General features: G+C 65.5%; 16 protein-coding genes. 7 read left to right on the top strand and 9 right to left on the bottom strand.

The window, feature by feature from the left end:
* Nucleotides 1-53 precede the first annotated feature (53 nt).
* Entirely contained in the window at nucleotides 54-956 is a 903-nt protein-coding gene (locus JNG39_RS06115; RefSeq protein ID WP_368310269.1) for a helix-turn-helix domain-containing protein, read from the bottom strand.
* A gap of 37 nt (nucleotides 957-993) precedes the next feature.
* Nucleotides 994-1,206 (bottom strand): DUF2945 domain-containing protein, encoded by a 213-nt coding sequence (locus tag JNG39_RS06110; protein WP_368310268.1) that lies wholly within the window; start codon nucleotides 1,204-1,206, stop codon nucleotides 994-996.
* A 116-nt stretch (nucleotides 1,207-1,322) separates the two neighbouring features.
* Between JNG39_RS06110 and JNG39_RS06105 the strand changes: the two genes are divergently transcribed.
* The gene (locus JNG39_RS06105; RefSeq protein ID WP_368310267.1) at nucleotides 1,323-1,859 is read left to right on the top strand and encodes a YaeQ family protein; all 537 of its coding nucleotides are present in this window, start codon (nucleotides 1,323-1,325) and stop codon (nucleotides 1,857-1,859) included.
* 59 nt (nucleotides 1,860-1,918) lie between these two features.
* Here JNG39_RS06105 and JNG39_RS06100 read toward each other — a convergent pair whose 3' ends face one another.
* Nucleotides 1,919-3,298 carry an NAD-dependent succinate-semialdehyde dehydrogenase gene (locus JNG39_RS06100; protein WP_368310266.1) on the bottom strand — a complete coding sequence of 460 codons (1,380 nt, stop codon included), beginning with the start codon at nucleotides 3,296-3,298 and terminating at the stop codon, nucleotides 1,919-1,921.
* Between the two features lie 122 nt (nucleotides 3,299-3,420).
* Here JNG39_RS06100 and JNG39_RS06095 point away from each other — a divergent pair, with 122 nt between their 5' ends.
* From JNG39_RS06095 to JNG39_RS06075, 5 genes are all read left to right on the top strand, one after another.
* Nucleotides 3,421-4,320 carry a LysR substrate-binding domain-containing protein gene (locus JNG39_RS06095; RefSeq protein WP_368310265.1) on the top strand — a complete coding sequence of 300 codons (900 nt, stop codon included), beginning with the start codon at nucleotides 3,421-3,423 and terminating at the stop codon, nucleotides 4,318-4,320.
* 64 nt (nucleotides 4,321-4,384) lie between these two features.
* Complete coding sequence (locus JNG39_RS06090) at nucleotides 4,385-5,587, top strand: glycoside hydrolase family 27 protein (protein ID WP_368310264.1); 1,203 nt, start codon at nucleotides 4,385-4,387, stop codon at nucleotides 5,585-5,587.
* Nucleotides 5,588-5,710: 123 nt separating this feature from the next.
* Complete coding sequence (locus JNG39_RS06085) at nucleotides 5,711-7,429, top strand: M1 family metallopeptidase (protein WP_368310263.1); 1,719 nt, start codon at nucleotides 5,711-5,713, stop codon at nucleotides 7,427-7,429.
* A gap of 75 nt (nucleotides 7,430-7,504) precedes the next feature.
* Entirely contained in the window at nucleotides 7,505-8,110 is a 606-nt protein-coding gene (locus JNG39_RS06080) for a uracil-DNA glycosylase family protein (protein WP_368310262.1), read from the top strand.
* 2 nt (nucleotides 8,111-8,112) lie between these two features.
* Complete coding sequence (locus JNG39_RS06075) at nucleotides 8,113-8,859, top strand: alpha/beta hydrolase-fold protein (RefSeq protein ID WP_368310261.1); 747 nt, start codon at nucleotides 8,113-8,115, stop codon at nucleotides 8,857-8,859.
* A 1-nt stretch (nucleotide 8,860) separates the two neighbouring features.
* Here JNG39_RS06075 and JNG39_RS06070 read toward each other — a convergent pair whose 3' ends face one another.
* Entirely contained in the window at nucleotides 8,861-9,787 is a 927-nt protein-coding gene (locus tag JNG39_RS06070; RefSeq protein WP_368310260.1) for a M14 family metallocarboxypeptidase, read from the bottom strand.
* Nucleotides 9,788-9,916: 129 nt separating this feature from the next.
* Between JNG39_RS06070 and JNG39_RS06065 the strand changes: the two genes are divergently transcribed.
* Nucleotides 9,917-10,468: a DUF4142 domain-containing protein gene (locus JNG39_RS06065; protein WP_368310259.1), complete on the top strand. Its 552-nt coding sequence runs from the start codon at nucleotides 9,917-9,919 to the stop codon at nucleotides 10,466-10,468.
* A gap of 126 nt (nucleotides 10,469-10,594) precedes the next feature.
* Here the strand turns inward: JNG39_RS06065 and JNG39_RS06060 are convergent, their stop codons facing one another.
* From JNG39_RS06060 to JNG39_RS06040, 5 genes are all read right to left on the bottom strand, one after another.
* The gene (locus tag JNG39_RS06060; RefSeq protein WP_368310258.1) at nucleotides 10,595-14,101 is read right to left on the bottom strand and encodes a CheR family methyltransferase; all 3,507 of its coding nucleotides are present in this window, start codon (nucleotides 14,099-14,101) and stop codon (nucleotides 10,595-10,597) included.
* A gap of 72 nt (nucleotides 14,102-14,173) precedes the next feature.
* A complete protein-coding gene (locus tag JNG39_RS06055) occupies nucleotides 14,174-15,187 on the bottom strand; it encodes a chemotaxis protein CheB (RefSeq protein ID WP_368310257.1) in 1,014 nt (337 codons plus the stop codon).
* Nucleotides 15,184-15,612, bottom strand: a complete 429-nt coding sequence (locus tag JNG39_RS06050; protein WP_368310256.1) for a response regulator — start codon at nucleotides 15,610-15,612, stop codon at nucleotides 15,184-15,186. Before JNG39_RS06050 ends, JNG39_RS06055 begins: the two co-directional genes overlap by 4 nt.
* Nucleotides 15,613-15,796: 184 nt before the next feature.
* Nucleotides 15,797-17,116 carry a sorbosone dehydrogenase family protein gene (locus JNG39_RS06045; RefSeq protein WP_368310255.1) on the bottom strand — a complete coding sequence of 440 codons (1,320 nt, stop codon included), beginning with the start codon at nucleotides 17,114-17,116 and terminating at the stop codon, nucleotides 15,797-15,799.
* Complete coding sequence (locus tag JNG39_RS06040) at nucleotides 17,109-17,552, bottom strand: DUF2231 domain-containing protein (protein ID WP_368310254.1); 444 nt, start codon at nucleotides 17,550-17,552, stop codon at nucleotides 17,109-17,111. Before JNG39_RS06040 ends, JNG39_RS06045 begins: the two co-directional genes overlap by 8 nt.
* Nucleotides 17,553-18,086: the final 534 nt, after the last annotated feature.

Below are 18,086 nucleotides of genomic sequence, written 5' to 3'. Positions count from 1 at the left end.
CTGTCGGAAACGCTTCCGCCGTGGCCTTGCCGCCACCATCGGGATCTTGCGATCTAGCCGTTTCGGTAGTCGCTGGGCGCCACGCCGGACTCGCGACGGAAGACCTGGGCGAAGTGGCTGGGGTTGGAATATCCCACCGCGAGTGCTACGTCGACGATGCTCAGTTCGGATTCCCTGAGGAGCCGCTTCGCCTTGTCCACGCGGCGGGCGATGAAGTAGCGGGACGGCGCCATGCCCGCCGCCGCGGTGAACTGGCGGCTGAAATGGAAGGCGCTCAGCCCCACCTCGTCGGCGAGCCGCGCTAGGTCGAAAGCCTCGTCGAGGTGCTCGTCCATGAACAACACCGCCTTGCGCAACTTGGCGGCCGCCAGCCCCTTGTGGATTCGCGCATGGCCCGTGTGCACGTAATGCCGCACCAGATGCACCGCAAGTGCGGACAGCACGCCATCGACCCAGAGCGCGCCGCCGGGAGCCGGTGCCAGCAGCTCGCGCCTTACCAGCTCCAGGAGCGCCGATACCGTGTCGTCGCGGCTGCACGAGACTTCGGTGAGCCGGATGTCGGGATTGGATTTACCGAGCACCGCATAACCCGCCTGGGCCAGGCGCGAAAGCGACAGGTACACATGCATGGCGCGAAAAGGCCTTGAGCTGTCGGCGCGCCAGCGAAGTTCGTAGGGTGCGTCGGAATGGGTGAGGTAGAAGTCCCCTTCCCGCACCTCGTAGGATTTCCACGTGCCACCGACCTCGCGCTCCTCCACCCTGGCGGAGCCGGAAATCGTCCAGGAAATGACTGGCTCCGCCACCGCTGGAATCATGACGGCATCCTGCACGTGGGCCTGGTCGAATATCTGCACGAAGGCGTCACGCCAGATCCGCTCGTCCGAACTGGCGAGTACCGTGGTCCCGATGTAGGCCGCCAGGGCCGCGGGGGACGTAGTGAGCTGATCGGTCGACATGGCGAGGCCAGTCTACCCCGCACCGTGCGAGAGAACGTTACCTGACGTGGTCCAGCGCGCTGGCCTTGTGCGCCGCCACGTGATCGGTCTTGTCGCTCCTGACCTCGTACTGGGGCTCGTCCGTCGTCGCCCGACGGGTGCGACCCATGAACTCGAAGTCACGCTTGTGGATCTTCGTGATCGTGCCGGTGACATGGCCCGCTTCGGAATTCCACCGCACGTGGTCGCCCACCTTGAACGTCGTCGTCATCGTGCCTACCTCGCCTTTCCGGTCGGTGGCGTCGAGCCTGTGCGACCGCACGTCTTCAACGAATGAAAGCGATGTCGTGTAGGCTTGGCGGCCGACATCGCCACGCAAGCAGCCCCATGGCACTCAAATCGACCATCTTCAAGGCCGACCTGCAGGTCAGCGACATGGACCGGCATTATTACCAGGGCCACGCCCTGACCATCGCCCAGCATCCGTCGGAAACCGACGAGCGCATGATGGTGCGTGTGCTGGCCTTCGCGCTCAATGCCGACGATGCGTTGACCTTCGGCAAGGGCCTGAGCTCGGAGGACGAGCCCGACCTGTGGCGCAAGGAGCTCACCGGCGAGGTCGACCTGTGGATCGACCTGGGTCAGCCCGACGAACAACGCATACGTCGAGCGGCCGGCCGGGCGAAACGGGTGATCATCTACACCTACAGCGGTCGCGCCGCCGAGGTCTGGTGGAAGAAGACCGCCGCGGCCGTGGCGCGCACGAAGAACGTCTCGGTCATCGACGTCGATCCGGCCACGGTCGAGGCGCTGGCGGCACTCACCCAGCGCACGATGCAGATCCAGTTCATGGTGCAGGACGGCCATGCCCAGGTCATCAGCGGCGACACCGTCGTGCCCATCGAGTTGAAGACCCTGGCCTGACGCGCCGACCGCCGCCGCAGGTCACCGCGGCGGCGGCACGGGAGCCGAGGCTATCCGGCTCATTTGTCCAGGCCAGCCATCAGCGTGTACTTCACGCTCACGTATTCCTGGATGCCGTAGTAGCTTCCCTCGCGACCGTAGCCGGACTGCTTCACGCCACCGAACGGTACCGATTCGGTACCCACCGAACCGCTGTTGATCACCACCATGCCCGACTTGATGTTGCGCGACATGCGGAAGGCCGTGCCGAGGTTCGGGGTGAAGGCGTAGGCGACGAGGCCGTACTCCGTATCGTTGGCCCGCCGGGTCACCTCTTCCTCGGTGGTGAAGCGGTAGAGCGGGAACACGGGCCCGAAGATTTCCGTCGTGCGGATCTGCGCATCGTCCGGTACCTCGACCAGGATGGTCGGCTTGTAGAACAGCGAGTTCTTCCGGGCCAGTTCGCCACCTGAGAGCACCTTCGCCCCGTGCGCGACCGCGTCCGCCACGAGCGCCTCGACCTTGTTCACCGCGGACTGGTTGATCAACGGTCCGACGACGAACTCCTCCTGCAAGCCCTGGTCGATGCGGATGCGCTCCACGGCCACCTTCAGCTTCTCGGCGAACGCGTCGTAGATAGCATCCTGCACGTAGATCCGGTTCGGCGAAATGCACACCTGGCCGGAGTTGCGCAGCTTGGCGGCCACGAGCCCGGCCACGGCCTCATCGATGTCCACGTCGTCGAAGACGATGAAAGGCGCGTTGCCACCCAGCTCCATCGTCATCTTCTTCAGCGTGGCGGCGCTGTTGCGGGCGAGGATCCTGCCAACGTTGGTCGAGCCGGTGAAGGAAATCTTCTGGATGCGGTCGTCGCCGGTGAAGGCCTCGCCGATCGTCTTCGGATCGCCGGTCACCATCTCGAAGACGCCCTCCGGAATTCCCGCCTTGCGGGCATATTCGAGGAGCTTATAGGCGGTGAGCGGGGTCTCTTCCGACGGCTTGATGATCATCGTGCACCCGGCGGCGAGCGCCGTGGCGATCTTCCGCGCGATCATCATGAAAGGGAAGTTCCAGGGCGTGATGGCGGCCGTCGGGCCGACCGGCTCCTTCGTGACGATCACCGAGGCGTTGGGCGCATGGGTCGGAATGGTGTCGCCGTAGACGCGCTTGGCTTCCTCGGCATACCACTCGATGAAGCCCAGGCCATATGCGACCTCGCCGAGTGCCTCGCTCATGCACTTGCCGTTTTCCTTGACCATCAGCTCCGCGAAGTCGCGGCGATCCGCGCTGACCAGCTCGAACCAGCGGCGCAACATGGCGCCGCGTTCCTTTGCCAGCAAGCCTGCCCAGGCCGGGAAGGCATCGCACGTGCGATCAATGGCGGCCAGGACCTCGGCCGTGGTCATCTCGGGCGCTTCGCCGACGACGCTGCCGTCGGCCGGGTTGTAGACGTTGATCATATTCGTCGTCCTATGGAGTCAGTCGGGTTCCGCCTATCGGCGGCTTGGGACAAGTGTCCCCAGTGGACGGCGCCGGGACTATCGATTAATTTTCCTCAACCGTTGAGCTTTCGGAAACTGTCATGCGCTCGCTCCCGCCCCTGAATGCTCTGATCGCCTTCGAGGCCGTTGCCCGGACGGGATCGGTCGCATCGGCGGCCGAGGAGCTGTTCGTGACGTCCGGTGCCATCAGCCGCCAACTGAAGGCGCTCGACGAGTTCTTCGAGACGAGCCTCTTCGAGAAACACGGACGAGGCCTCGCGCTTACGCCCTCAGGCGCCACCTATTTCCAGCGAATCAGCGCCCACGTCGAGGGCATCCGCCAGGCCACGCGCAGCATGCAGGGCGACGAGCTTCGTCCGGTCGTGCGACTTCATTCGTATACGACGTTCGCCACCCGCTGGCTCATCCCCCGGCTCAGCCGGTTCCAGGTCACCCATCCGCGGATCGACGTGCGCCTGACCACGTCGTCCGAATGGATCGACGGTATCGACTGTGACGCCACGATCCGGTTGGGCGAGGGCCACTGGCCCGGCTACGAGACCATGCCGCTCGTCGCCAACGTGCTGGTCGCGGTGTGCTCGCCCAAGCTCATCCAGAAGAGCCGGCCGATCGACGAGGTCTGGCTCCATGGGCAGACCCTCCTGGAGGTGACCGCGCGACCGGACGACTGGACGACATGGTGCCTCTCAGCCGGTTTCGATCCCGGCGCCATGGAGAGGAAACGCACGTTCGAAAGCTCCACGCTCGCCTATGAGGCGGCTCAACAGGGTCTCGGCATCGTCGTGGCACAGGAGATCCTCGTTGCCGACGAACTGGCCACGGAGCGGCTCATTGCGCCCTTTGACGTGCGCGTCGACCAGGGCACGGAAACGTATTACCTCGTCGTGCCAACGGGGCGGCGTCATCGCGCCGGCGTGCGGGAACTGCGCGATGCGCTGAGTGCTCCGCAAGGGATTCAAGCGACATCCGGGGCACGTTGAGCAGGTGGTTCGTCGCAAGGGCTTCCGCTACAGTTTTCGGTCTGTCACGACCCAGGGAACGCCCATGCCATCTTTCCATCGCCTCGCGCTGCTGGCCTGCCTCGCGCTGCCGATCGCCGGCCACGCCGCGCATGGCGACGACCGCTCCGTGCCTTTCGAGCAGCCTGTTCCGGCCAGCGGCCTCGCCGCGCTTCCGCCGATGGGCTGGAACAGCTGGAATCATTTCGCGGGAAAGGTGACGGCGGCCGACGTGCGTGGCATGGCCGACGCGATGGCGACCAACGGCATGCGCGAGGCGGGCTACGTGTACGTCAACGTCGACGATACGTGGGAAGGGGAGCGTGATGCCGACGGCAACATCCAGCCCAATACCAAGTTCGGTGACATGAAGGCCCTGGCCGACTACGTCCATGCCAAGGGCCTGAAATTCGGCCTCTATTCCTCCCCTGGCGCGAAGACGTGCGCCGGTTTCGCCGGCAGCTTCGGCCACGAGAAGCAGGACGCGCGTACCTACGCCGCCTGGGGCGTGGATTTCCTCAAGTACGACTATTGCGGCGCGCGGGATCAATACCCGGTGACCCAGGCGAACCAGGAAGCCCTGTTCAGGCGCATGGGCGCGGCCCTGCGCGACGCCGGGCGCCCGATCGTCTACAGCCTGTCGCAATCGGGCGAGTTCGACATCTGGACGTGGGGACCGAAAACGGGGGCCAGCCTGTGGCGTACCACGCCGGACATCAGCGATCGCTGGGAGTCGATGATCGACCGCGGCTTTCGCCAGTTGGATCTGGCCGCTTGGTCGGGTCCCGGGCACTGGAACGATCCCGACATGCTGGAGATCGGCAACGGCGGCATGACCGACGACGAATACCGGACCCAGATGAGCCTTTGGTCGATGCTTCCGGCGCCGTTGCTGGCCGGCAACGACCTGCGCACGATGGATGCGGCCACGCGGGACATCCTGCTCAACCGCGAGCTCATCGCGGTCGACCAGGATCCGGCCGGGCGTCCCGCGAAGCGCCTGCGGCAGGAGGGTTCGATCGACATCCTGGTACGCGACATGGGCGACGGTTCGATGGTGGTCGGACTCTTCAACCGAGGCGAAGCGTCCGCGGCGGCCCATCTGGCATGGAACGAACTCGGCTCGCGCTTCTCGGCGCCGACGAAAGTGCGGGACCTCTGGCGCCACGCCGACGTAGACCCCGGCAAGCCCTTGGCACCGGTCATCCCCCGCCATGGCGTTGCCGTATTCCGCATCTACCCGGGCTGACTATCGGCACATGCATCGCCCATCGGCGTCCCCCTATGGTCCGGCGGTTAGCCAGGCCCGACAGCGCAGCAAGCGCGCGTCGAAGGCCGTGACCTCCCGCACGTCCCCAAGGACCGCCCGATCATGCGTCGTACCCTCCTGGCAGGTGCCTGCCTCGCTTTTGGCCTCTGCGCCTGCTCGCCCTCCGCGCCGCCCGCACCGCCGCCGCTCACCGACTACACGGCCAACTCCGGCGGTCCTCGCGTGCCGGAACAGCTGGCCGTGGCCTTCGAGCACGCCGACCTGCATTTCCGCGTGGACCCGGAAGCACGCCGCATCCAGGGCGATGCCACCCTCACCTTCCTGTTGAAGTCGCCGCTGCGCCGCGTGGTGCTCGACCTGGATCGGAACCTTCCCATCGAATCGGTGGATGCCGATGGCGTGCGGCTCGCCCAGTCGGCCTATCGCAACACCGACGGGCACCTCGAGATCGACCTGCCTCACCCGCTGGATGCCGGAGCACGCACGAAGGTCCGCGTGATCTATCACGGTCGGCCGCACACGGCGGTACACGCCCCCTGGGACGGCGGCATGGTCTGGTCGACCACGCCGGGCGGACAGCCATGGATTGCCACGGCGGTGGAAGGCGAAGGCTGCGACCTGTTCTGGCCATGCATCGACCACCCCACCGGCCGTCCGGCGCTCGTCGACGAACACGTGACCGTGCCGGCGCCGCTGGTGGCCGTCGGCAACGGCGTGGCCGTGGGCATGGAGGAAAAGGACGGCATGCGCACCTACCACTGGCGCGCGCACGACGTCAGCACCTACGGCATCTCGTTGAACATCGCGCCGTATCGCGAACTCACGGCGACGTACAAGAGCCGCTTCGGCAACCGCTATCCGATGCACTACTGGTACGTCGATGACGAAGCCAAGGCCCGGGCCCTGTTCGCGGAGTTCCCCTCGATGCTCGATTTCCTCGAAGGCACCATCGGCCCCTATCCGTTCGGCGCGGAAAAGATGGGCGTGGCCGAGACGCCGTTCCTGGGCATGGAACACCAGACGGTCAACGCCTACGGCAACGATTACGCGAAGAACCCCTACGGTTACGACGACCTGCTCCAGCACGAACTCTCGCACGAGTGGTTCGGCAACCAGATGACCAATGCCAACTGGGACGACATGTGGCTGCATGAGGCCTTCGCCACCTACATGCAGCCGCTGTATGCGGGCGCGCTCGGCGGCAAGCAGGCGTACTTCGCCACCCTCATGCGCCTGCGTACGCTGATCGGCAACCGCCACCCCATCGTCTCGGGCACGCCGCGCCGCGAGGAAGACGTCTACAACGAAGACCGCGACGGCCCGGGCCAGGACATCTACAACAAGGGTGCGCTCATGCTGCACACCCTGCGCAACACCATCGGCGACGATGCCTTCTATCGCTCGGTGCGCCTGCTGGTCTACGGCACCGAACACCCGGTGCCGGGTAACTTCTCGCCGCGCTACGCCACCACGCGCGACTTCATCGACATCGTCGACAAGGTCACCGGCAAGAACATGGACTGGTTCTTCAACGTTTACCTTTACCAGGCCAAGCTGCCCGACCTGCAGGTGACGCGCGACGGCCAGTTGCTGCACCTGGTTTGGAAAGTGCCCGGCGACGGTCCCTTCCCGCTACCGGTGGACGTGCAGGTGGGCGACCACGTGGTGACCCTGCCGATGACCGACGGCCACGGCGAGGTCACCTTGCCCGACGGCGCGATGTACTCGATCGATCCGGCATCGAAACTGCTGCGCCAGGACGCGGGGATCGAGGCGTATCGGGCCTACGTCAAGGCGAAGCGCAAGTCGAAGGGGTCTTGATTCTCGCCGCCACCCGGGCTGTCGGCGCGGGTGGCGCCAGACCTCGACGAGGGTCGCGCGACTATACTGTCGGCCATGGCCTCCTTGCCGGCACTGCTCCGAGACATCCGCGCCTGCACGATCTGCGCGACGCACCTGCCACTGGGACCTCGCCCCGTCGTGCAGGCGCATGCTTCCTCGCGCATCCTCATCGTCGGCCAGGCGCCGGGAAGGAAAGTGCACGAGACGGGCCTGCCCTTCGACGATGCCAGCGGCAACCGCCTGCGCGATTGGCTCGGTGTCTCGCGTGACGTCTTCTACGACGAACGCAGGTTCGCCATCGTGCCCATGGGTTTCTGCTTCCCCGGCACCGGGCCGTCGGGGGATCTTCCTCCCCGGCCCGAGTGTGCGGCGACCTGGCGGGCGCCGTTGCTGGCCCGCCTCAAACGGGTCGAGTTGACGATCGTGCTGGGCCAGTACGCGATCGCCTACCACCTCCCCGAGCAAGGCACGTCGGTGACCGAAGCCGTGAGCCGTTGGCAGGAGACGTGGCCCACGGCGGTGGCCCTGCCCCATCCCAGCCCACGCAACCTCGCTTGGTTCAAGCGCCATCCCTGGTTCGACGAAGCGCTGCTGCCCGTGCTGCGTGCACGCGTGGCTGACATACTCTCCACCGACGCAGGCGCAAAACGTATCCGATGAAAATGCCTACGCTGTCTCGCTGGACGCTGCTGATCGCCCTGGGGATGCTCACGGGGTGCTATCCGATACGCGACACGTCGCGGCCACCGGCCATGAAAATGTTGCCGGGTACGGCACCGGCCCATACCCTCGTGATCGTGCTTCCGGGCATTGCCGACAACCTCGCCTCGCTCGAGGCCGGAGGGATCGGCACGGCGGTTCACGACGCGTGGCCCGACGCCGACGTGCTGCTGGTCGAAATGACCATCGGCTATTACAAGAACAGCCGCATGCTTCCCGCGCTCCACGATATCGTGTCGTCCGCCAGGGGCAAGGGATACCGCCACGTGTGGCTCGTCGGTGCCTCGCTGGGCGGCATGGGCGCCCTGCTCTACGACACGGCATGGCCCGACGAGGCCGACGGCATCGTTTTGCTCGCGCCGTTCCTCGGCGAGGATGCGACGCTCGCGCAAATCCGCTCGGCCGGGGGGCTGGCAGGCTGGACGGCGCCGGCGCCCGCCACACCCGGTCCCGGCAACTGGCAAGTACAGATATGGCGACGGGCGAAGGCCTGGGCATCCCGGCCCGACGGCGACCCGCGCGTGTGGCTGGCCTACGGCGACCGCGACAAGTTCGCGCCCAACATGCCCTTGCTCGCGCCGGCGGTGCCGCGCGAGCACGTCGTCACCGGACCGGGCATCCACGAATGGACCTCATGGACGCCGCTGGCCGCGAAGGTGTTCGCCGCCGCGCACCGGACTGCCGATTGATTCAATCGCCCTGGTGCGCCAGGGCGTATGCGATGGCAGCTCGCACGGCGGCCACTTGCGCATCGTTGCACTCCTGAGGCGTCGTGCGAGGGCTGTCCGGGTACACCTCGGTCGTGGTACGGAAGCGTGCCGGGGTGATACCCGCGCAGAGTCCGAGCTGCTTCAGCGGATACCGGATGACACCGGGGGCCACCACCGGTGAACCGATGATCATGCCGTTCGCATCGGCCGGCGCGATATGGGTGACCTTGGACACCGCGTCGATCACGGCCTGCTGGAACGCGGGCTGCGGATGCTCGGTGTCGTCGACGAGATAGAAACCGTCGGGGATTTCACCCGGCTCGTACGCCTTGCCATCGCGCGCCGCGAGCGAGGGACGGAACTCGGTTTCGTCCGAGTCGGTGGTCTCGTGCAGGTCGATATGCATCCGCACGCGATCCGCCAGTGGCGAAAGCAGGCGAACCAGTGCCGCCGATTCGGCGGCGGGGCTGTCGGGACGGAAGTTACGGTTGGGATCGATGGCGTCGGGATTCCAGCGATGGATGCGCTCGTAGGCCCAGGGACTGACGCAAGGCACCACCAGCAGGTTGGCGCGCCCGTCGTCGTCGTGACCGTGTTGCGTCAGGAATTGGAGCGCACCGAGTACGCCGCTCGTCTCGTAGCCGTGCACGCCGCCGGTGACCACCATGACGGGGAGATCGTCGCGCCAGGCGCGGCTGCGCACCGCGAGGAACGGATAACGCACGCCGTCGTATGACACCGCGCCGTATTCCTCCACGTCGAAGCTCCCGCGCAGCGCATCGACCGCCGTGATCACGTCATTGGCGAAATCGCGATGTTTGACCTGCCGTGAGCGCCATTGCCGCGTCTCCGCGTCTCCCCAGGGTTGGCCGGGCGTACCGATGCGATCGAACGTGGATGGATTCATGACGGGCTTCGCTTGCGGGAAAAACACCATTCTACGGTCCTCGCGAACGATCTTCACCCTCGTGAAGATACCGTCCCACGCCCGGTACCTTTCCGCGACACGAGCGACCGCACCCTCTGGATTCCTTTGATGATTCGTGAGGTCGCCATGAAGAGCCAAGTCATCCTTTCCGGTATCGGCGCCATGCTTCTCGCGGGCTCAGCCTGCGCGCAAACCGCCGCATCCACCCAGCTCGCTCAGGGCGATGCGCAATTCGTCCAGATGGCCGGCGCGTCGGGCGCGGCCGAGGTTGCGCTGGGCAAGTTGGGCAGCACCCAAGGCAAGTCGGGCGATGTGCAGTCGTTCGGCCGCCAGATGGTGACCGATCACACCGCCGCGAACGAGAAGCTCACGGCCATCGCCGCAAAGAAAGGCGCATCGGTCGGCAGCCCGTCCGCGGCGGACTCGAAAGCGATCGAACGATTGGGGCAAATGAAATCTGCCGATTTCGACCAAGCGTTCGCCGCCAAGATGGTCGCCGATCATCAGAAGGCGGTGGCTTTGTTCGAGAAGGAGTCGACGCAGGGCAAGGACAGCGACCTGAAGGCGTTCGCGACGCAAACGCTGCCCACGCTGAAGCATCATCTCGAGATGGCGAAGAAGCTGCCGGGCAAGGGAATGGCCGAAAACGCCGCCCCGTGACGACGCAACGACAGGCGTAGGAGCGGCGAAGGCGTGGGAGCCGGCGCCGCTCCCGCTCCCCTCAGGACACTGGCCCGATCTCGGGGAGCCGCCAGCGCCGGATAAGGACTCCGTCGCGACTCGTCGTCAGGACCCGGGTGACGAATCGCGACGGTCGAGCGGAAGGTCGACCACGCAACGCAGGCCGTCCGCATCCAGGTGAAATTCGGTACGCGCGCCCAGCGTGTACGGCAAAGCGTGTTCGATCAGGGTGCGACCGTAACCGGTGCCGAGGTTGCCGGACCACGCATCCGGTGACACGCCGCGCTCGAGCCACTCCAGCACGAGTCGCTGCTCGCCGTCTTCCGTGGTCTTCCGCCAAGTCACCGAAATCTGGCCGTCTTCGGCGGCGAGTGCGCCGTATTTGCGTGCATTGGTGGCCAGTTCGTGCAAGGCGAGGGACAGCGTCTGCACCGCGGACTTACGCAGGCGTACGTCCGGCCCTTCCAACCGGATCCGCTCCCGGCCCCCGCCACTCGCCAATGCATCCAGCTCGAGCAAGATAAGGTCACCCACGGTGATCGGATCGGCTTCCGATTGCGACAGCACCCCTTGAACGCGCGACAGGGCGCCCAGGCGATCGTCGAACAGCGTTCTGAAGAGATCGACGGATTCGGCCTCCCGGGTGGTTTGCAAGGCGATCGACTGCACCACCGAGATGAGGTTGCGGGTGCGGTGCTGCAACTCGGAGACCATGACCCGCTGTTCTTCCTGCAGCGTACGCAGGTCGTCCACGTCGGTGGACGTGCCGAGCCACTCGACGATGCGGTGCCGTTCGTCGTGCACGGGCCGGCTGCGCGTATGGAACCAGCGATAGGCCCCGTCCTTCGCACGGATTCGGTGCTCGATGTTGATGAACCCGGCATCAGCCGTATCGCGCCAGGCACGTGCCGTATCCTCGCGATCGTCGGGATGGATCGCATCCAGCCACCCCATCCCGACGCTTTCCCCTGCCGTCTGCCCGGTGAACGCGGACCACTGCGGACTGGACCAGGTCCATTGCCCGCCGTCCACGGCGCGCCAGACCAACTGAGGGATGCCTTCCATGAGCGTGCGAAGGCGCTGTTCGCTTTCACGCAGGGCGCGTTCGGCACGGGACAGCGGAGTGACATCGTGGAACGTCACCACGGCGCCGCCGATGTAGTTGTCGACGCTTCGATACGGCAGAACGCGAACGATGTAGCGCGCCTGGGTTTCGGGGTTTTCCACTTCCCTGTCCACGGTCACCAGGGTGCGGATCACCTTGCGCACATCGTAGAGCAGCTCGTCATAGGCCACTTTGAGGCGTATGTGGCTGATCGGTCGGTGGATGTCGGTTTCCACCAGCGGAACGATCTCGGCGACGGCCGGGGTGAAGTTGGTGATGCGCAACTCGTTGTCGAGGAACACCGTGGCGATGCGGGTACTTTCCAGGAGGTTTTTCAGGTCGCTGTTGGCGTGGGCGAGTTCCTGCACGCGATGGGCCAGTTCGCCGTTGACGGTCGTCACTTCCTCGTTCACCGACTGGAGCTCTTCCTTGGAGGTTTCCAGTTCCTCGTTCGAACTCTGCAGCTCCTCGTTCAGCGACTGGTATTCCTCGTTGGAAGCCTTCAGTTCCTCGTTGGCGCTTTCCAGTTCCTCGATCATCGCCTGGAGGCGCTCGCGCGTGATGCGGAGCTCGGCATCCAGCGCCTGGATGCGCTCTTCGTGGGCACCGCCCGAATCCGCGTTCCCGGTCGGGGCGACGACCGGCATGCCCTCCTTGAACAGCACCACGAAGCCGCGCTCACCCGTCGACGTGGCGGATGTCGGTTCGACGATGAGATCGACAAGCTGGGGCTCACCGCCTTCGGTCATCGGGAGGCCGTCGAGGCGGACGGTGCGATCTTCCAGGGCCGCGCGGCCGAGCGCCGCCCTCAGGTCGAGCCGAAGGTCGCGGTGCACGAGGTTGAGCAGGTTCAACGTGGGCGTACCGCCACCCGGATGGATGTACCGCCCGGCCTGCGCGGAAAAATGCAGCACCTCGTGGTTCATGTCGACGATGGCATACGCCGGCGCATGGCGCTCGGCGATGCGTTCGCCCAGCCGCATGAGACCCATGTTCGGTACACGGGCGCGTGGAAGCTCGACCGAAGGAGGGGCCGGCGGAGACGACTCGGGCACGCGAAGCTCGCCAGCCAGCCGCGTACCGGCATCCACCTTATGGAAGATGCGATAGCTCCGCTCCACGGGAGCGAAGAGGCGGGTGTGGCGCGATACGTTTTCCGAGTTGCCCAGGAACAGATGGCCGCCCGGCTTCAAGGCGAAATGAAAGACGGGAATGACCTGATCCTGCAGCTCGTTATCCAGGTAAATCAGTAAATTACGGCAGGAAATGAGATCCAGTCGAGAGAATGGCGGGTCCTTCACGATGCTGTGCTGGGAGAACACGCACATCTCGCGAAGCTCCTTGGATACCGAGTACGTCTCGCCCTCTTTGGTGAACCAGCGCTCGAGGCGCTCGGGCCCCACGTCATCGGCGATCGACGGGGGATACCGACCGACGCGCGCCACGGCGAGCCCGCGGCCGTCGATGTCGCTGGCAAAGATCTGGACGTGTGGCGGCGTGTCGAGCGTGCTGGCGTATTCGCGCAGGAGGATCGCCAGCGAGTAGGCTTCCTCGCCGGTGGAGCAGCCGAGCACCCAGATCCTCAGGGTGTCGCTGCGGTTCTTTCCCTCGAAAAGCCTGGGAATCACGTTCGACTCGAGGAATTCGAATTCACGGGTATCCCGGAAGAACTGCGTCACGCCGATGAGCAGGTCGTTGAAGAGCTGCTGCGCCTCATCCGGCCGGGCCCTCAGCACGTCGACGTAAGCCGCCACAGTAGGCGCCTGTACCACCTGCATGCGGCGCTCCACGCGCCGCGCGAAGGTGGCACGCTTGTAGCCATGGAAATCGTGCCCCGTGTGGTTGCGCAGGATCACGGCAACCTGGTTCAGGCGCTCGGGATCGTCTTCGTTGCCGGGAGACAGTTTGCGCTGCGCCACGTAGGACGCGACGCGTCGAGCAAAAGCCTCGACATCGAGAATCTCGTCGGCCAATGCCGCCGGGCTTCCCGAATGGGCCGGCTCCGCCTCCTCGGCGTCATCGCCGACGACGGCGAGGGTGAGGCCGCCGGCCTCCTTCAGGGCAACGATGCCCAGCGTGCCCTCGCCCCCGGTGTCGCCCAGCACGGTGCCGATGGCGTGGCCCTGCATCTCCTTGGCCATGGAGACGAAGAACGTATCGATCGTTCCACGCGCCATGACACCGCCGGTGTCCACGAGACGGAACCTGCCGTTGTCCAGGGTCGCGAGGACGTCCGGCGGGACGAGGTAACAGCGGCCGCCGCGCAACGCTTCGTCGTCCGCCATCGGATGGAGCCGGTCGGCACGTTCGCCCAGCCATTGCCGGAAACGCGGCAGGTTGAATGCCATGCGGTTGCGCGGCACCAGCACCACCACGAGTTCGTCCGATGCCGGCAGCGCCGCGACGAGTTTCGCGAGCAGCGCCTCGTCGGTCCCACTCGTACCGAGGGCCAGGACCAGGGGAAGCGCGGGGCTTGCGACGTCGTCCGAAGATGGGGTTTGGCTCATGAAGACCTGGCATGATGCTGGGGTGACGCCCGTTAGCATAACGCCTGAACCGCTGCCGACGTTTCACTCCCGTCAGGCGACGCCTCCGTCGCGCTCCATCGATGCGAGGACCGCTCTTCGAATGGTTTCGGCATGGCGCCGATATTCATCCGAGCGCTTGCGGTAGCCTTCGGCGATGGCCAGCCGCTGATGACGGAGCGCGTCGGCCGCCATGCGGGCAACCAGCTCGGCGCGCTCCTCGACCATGCGCAGCGCCACGCGCAACGCTTCGTCCACGGCGCTTTCCTGCTCGCGGGCAAGCACGTCGGCCGTCATCGCATGCCCCACCTGGCAGCGATAGCGCAATGGGCCGTCTCCCTTCATCTCGGACATGACGCCGCCACAGGACGGGCAGGTCACGGGCGACGGCACCGCGGCCGACGCGAGGCGATCGGGATCGGATCGCCCTCCCATCGCCACGTCCACCTCGAAGCGCAAGTCGTCCGGGATCGGCGGCCCCTGCCCCGCCGGCTCGCGGACCCGCCGCACGATCAGCTCGGGCAATTGCGACGCCGGCGCGCAGGCATCGACCTCGACGGCCCGCAAGGCGTTCGTCGGCATGTCGCCGGCCAGCGCATCGGCGGGGTCCTGCACGAGGGCCACCCCACCGCAACGTCGCACCGCGTGCAGGCCTGCGCTGCCATCGTTCAACATGCCCGAGAGCACTACGCCGATGACCCGCGGCCCATAGTGCATCGCGGCGGACCGGAACAAGGCATCGATCGACGGCCTCGACAGATTCTCGCGCGGACCTCGACCCAGGGCGATGCGGCCTCGCTCGAGCATCAAGTGGCGGTCAGGCACCGCGAGGTAGATGCGGCCCGGCTCGATGTCCATGCCGTGTTGCGCCTCCACCACCGAATGATGGGCCGCCGCCATGCGTACCGTCGCCGATATGCCGCCGCCGTACGGTGGCATGTGCAGCACGACGAACACGGCGGCCTCGGGCATGACGGGCAGCTTCGCCAACAGTATCTGCAGCGCCTGGGGCGCACCGAGCGATCCGCCGATGACTACGATATCGCGATGGAAAACCGGCTCGTTCATGGCTGTCCCTCGCGAGGGCTGGATGGCCGCGTCTCGTCCGAACGCGGCACGGTGAGCCCCAGCGCGTCGAGCACCAAGGCGATGCGAACCGGCTTCTGCAGGCAAGGAATGCCGGCATAGCGTTCGGGCAAGATGGATGCGTCGTATCCCGTAGTGAAGACGATGGGTACGCGTAATTCGATCAGGCGGTCGGCGAGCGAGAAAACCCGTTGCTCGGCCAGGTTCACGTCGAGTATGGCGCCGTCCGGCCGCTCCCCACCATCGAGCATGGCCATGGCGGGCTGGATCGCGGCGTACGGGCCTACCACCGTCATGCCCTCCGACTCGAGCAATTCGCTGACGACGTGCGCGATCAGGAATTCGTCTTCCACCAGCATGATCCGTGGGCCGGTCATGAGGTAAAGGCCCGCGCCGGCAGGCGACATCGATCACCCACGACGTTCATCACGGCCCCGAGGGTCGTCGTCGCGCGGGAGCACACGGCGTGGGGATGTCATGGGCATGCCTTGGCTTCCATCGCCTCAGCTTAGGACAACGCCCGCGCGCAAATGTCGAAGTTATGTCGCGATCCGATGAGCCGATGCGCCGCGTGACATCCCGATGGTCGCGTCAACGCCCTCCAGCCGTTACCCGCCATACGGTGTCGCCCACGTCGTCGGCCACCAGCAACGCGCCCTGCGCGTCCTGCACGATGCCCACGGGCGCCCCGTACAACGTCGATTCGTCGCCGGAATAGAACCCGCTCACGACCGTCTCCGGTTTACCCACGGGTTTGCCGTCGCGAAACGCGACGAACACCACCTCGTAACCGCTCAGGGGCGTGCGGTCCCAACTGCCGTGCTCACTGATGAACGCGCCGTCGTGATACTTCTCCGGCAACCCGTTCGCCTGCGTCATCAGGAAACCCAGCGGGGCGACGTGCGAGCCGATGGCGTAATCCGGCTTGATCGCCTTCCGCACCAGGTCGGGCCGTTGCGGCATGACACGGCTGTCCACGTGCTGGCCGAAATAGCTGTAAGGCCAACCGTAGAAACCACCGTCCTGGACCGAGGTCATGTAATCGGGCACGAGATCGGCGCCGATCTCGTCACGTTCGTTCGCGATCGCCCAGAGTTTGCCGGTGGTCGGTTCCCATTGCAGCCCCGTGGGATTGCGAATACCCGCCGCATAGATGCGACTGGCTCCCGTGGCAACGTCGACTTCGAGCACGTCGGCGCGACGGTACTCGACGGCCAGGCCGTTTTCCGTGATGTTGCTGTTGGACCCCACGCCGACGTAGAGCTTGCTGCCATCGGGGCTGGCCAGCAGGGCCTTGGTCCAGTGATGGTTGATCGTATTGGGAAGATCGGCGAAGTCGGCCGGCGGCGCGTCGATGTGCGTCTGGCCGGCCGTGTAGGGAAACTTGACGATGCCGTCGGTGTTGGCGACATACAGCGCATCGCCGATCAACTGCACGCCGAACGGCGAATTCAGATGCTCGATGAAGACGTGCTTCTCCCACTCGCCGCCAGCGTCGCCCCTCCTGCGCAGCAACGTGATCCGGTTGCCGCCTTTGCCGCCCTTCCCGGACTGGTTCTTCACCATGCCGGCGATGAGCTGCTTGGGCGTGGTCACCGGCTCGGTGCCCGGGCTGTTGGATTCCACGACGAGGACGTCGCCGTTGGGAAGGGTCAGCAGTTGGCGCGGGTGCATCAGCCCACGGGCGATGGCTTCGATCTTCAGTCCCGGTGCGACTTTCGGCGCCTGACCGGGCGCCCAGCCCGCCTTGTCCGGTACCTGCATCGGCGGCAGAAGGAAATGGCGGGGGGCCGGCAGGCTGGGCTGGTCGCCCGACTGTTGCGCGGGCTCGAACGATGCCTTCTCGCTGCATGCGGCCAGTACACCGACACATGCCAGGACCAGGACGCGACGACGAAACGAATCAGCCATGGATGCGCTCTCCCGGGGTAGCCTGCCGCACGGCCATGATGACGTGGCCCAGCGAGATCAGGAGCACCGTGCAGGCCGATAGCCAGACGTTGGCTGGCACGATGCCGTAGGCATCGCGACTGTGTATGAAGGCATTCACGACGGCCGCGACGATGGCGAGCAGATTGAGCACGAAGTCGATCCGGTCGGCCGCCAGCGCGGCACGCCGCGACGTGACCCACACCTGCACGAGGTTCACCACGCGCGGGACGATCGCGAAAAGCAGGCCGATGGTGATGAGCCAGGCGGCCCCCTTGCCCCACAGCAGCTCCGCCGTGTTCGCGTAGAGGATGTCGAACACCAGCGCGGCGACGAAGAAACCGAAGGGAATGGGGTTGAGCAAGCCATAAACGGCTTGCGCCACCACGGAACGGCGGTATTCGATGCGGTAACTCATGGGCTTCGATCCCTGTGCGAAGTGGACGGGAACGGCAACGGCCGCGGTAACGTAGTTCGGCCTCCGTATAAAGGATGTATGAACAGGCATGGCCGCGTCAGCTATTTCGTAACGTGGAATTTACATTTCCGCCTTGAGACGGACACATCCGCGCCGGTTACTTGATACAGGTCGCAAAAACGACCTTCGTCGCTTTGCCGCCATCGGAGAGGCGTCTAAGCTGACTTCATTGACGCGGTGCGTCACGACATGACGTTACCCGTCGACACCGGCGAAGGACATCGTGGATCACACGAACGGCAACGGGTCGAGGCGGTCTTCCCACCGCCACGAAGCCCCGGTGTCCGCCTAGCGAACGCTGCGACCGCGCATCGGACCGATGCGCCATGCGCCTGCCATGACGGCATGCGCACGGATGGCTGCGCGCTCTCGATCAACACGAGAAATTCGATATTAAACAATGCTTTGTGAGTCATTCATCAAGGCTTCGGTATAAACGGATAGACGTCCATTCGACCTTTGGAAAACCGCCGA

Source organism: Luteibacter sp. CQ10 (assembly GCF_040900725.1).
GTDB lineage: Bacteria > Pseudomonadota > Gammaproteobacteria > Xanthomonadales > Rhodanobacteraceae > Luteibacter.
This window is presented reverse-complemented; position numbering and strand designations above follow the sequence as displayed.

What these genes read in the sequence shown, in the direction of transcription:
- JNG39_RS06065 (WP_368310259.1), top strand. Translation starts at nt 9,917, where the DNA reads ATGATTCGTGAGGTCGCCATGAAGAGCCAAGTCATCCTTTCCGGTATC.
- JNG39_RS06070 (WP_368310260.1), bottom strand. Translation starts at nt 9,787, where the DNA reads ATGAATCCATCCACGTTCGATCGCATCGGTACGCCCGGCCAACCCTGG.
- JNG39_RS06085 (WP_368310263.1), top strand. Translation starts at nt 5,711, where the DNA reads ATGCGTCGTACCCTCCTGGCAGGTGCCTGCCTCGCTTTTGGCCTCTGC.
- JNG39_RS06045 (WP_368310255.1), bottom strand. Translation starts at nt 17,116, where the DNA reads ATGGCTGATTCGTTTCGTCGTCGCGTCCTGGTCCTGGCATGTGTCGGT.
- JNG39_RS06040 (WP_368310254.1), bottom strand. Translation starts at nt 17,552, where the DNA reads ATGAGTTACCGCATCGAATACCGCCGTTCCGTGGTGGCGCAAGCCGTT.
- JNG39_RS06075 (WP_368310261.1), top strand. Translation starts at nt 8,113, where the DNA reads ATGCCTACGCTGTCTCGCTGGACGCTGCTGATCGCCCTGGGGATGCTC.
- JNG39_RS06115 (WP_368310269.1), bottom strand. Translation starts at nt 956, where the DNA reads ATGTCGACCGATCAGCTCACTACGTCCCCCGCGGCCCTGGCGGCCTAC.
- JNG39_RS06090 (WP_368310264.1), top strand. Translation starts at nt 4,385, where the DNA reads ATGCCATCTTTCCATCGCCTCGCGCTGCTGGCCTGCCTCGCGCTGCCG.
- JNG39_RS06095 (WP_368310265.1), top strand. Translation starts at nt 3,421, where the DNA reads ATGCGCTCGCTCCCGCCCCTGAATGCTCTGATCGCCTTCGAGGCCGTT.
- JNG39_RS06050 (WP_368310256.1), bottom strand. Translation starts at nt 15,612, where the DNA reads ATGTCGCCTGCCGGCGCGGGCCTTTACCTCATGACCGGCCCACGGATC.
- JNG39_RS06060 (WP_368310258.1), bottom strand. Translation starts at nt 14,101, where the DNA reads ATGAGCCAAACCCCATCTTCGGACGACGTCGCAAGCCCCGCGCTTCCC.
- JNG39_RS06080 (WP_368310262.1), top strand. Translation starts at nt 7,505, where the DNA reads ATGGCCTCCTTGCCGGCACTGCTCCGAGACATCCGCGCCTGCACGATC.
- JNG39_RS06100 (WP_368310266.1), bottom strand. Translation starts at nt 3,298, where the DNA reads ATGATCAACGTCTACAACCCGGCCGACGGCAGCGTCGTCGGCGAAGCG.
- JNG39_RS06110 (WP_368310268.1), bottom strand. Translation starts at nt 1,206, where the DNA reads ATGACGACGACGTTCAAGGTGGGCGACCACGTGCGGTGGAATTCCGAA.
- JNG39_RS06055 (WP_368310257.1), bottom strand. Translation starts at nt 15,187, where the DNA reads ATGAACGAGCCGGTTTTCCATCGCGATATCGTAGTCATCGGCGGATCG.
- JNG39_RS06105 (WP_368310267.1), top strand. Translation starts at nt 1,323, where the DNA reads ATGGCACTCAAATCGACCATCTTCAAGGCCGACCTGCAGGTCAGCGAC.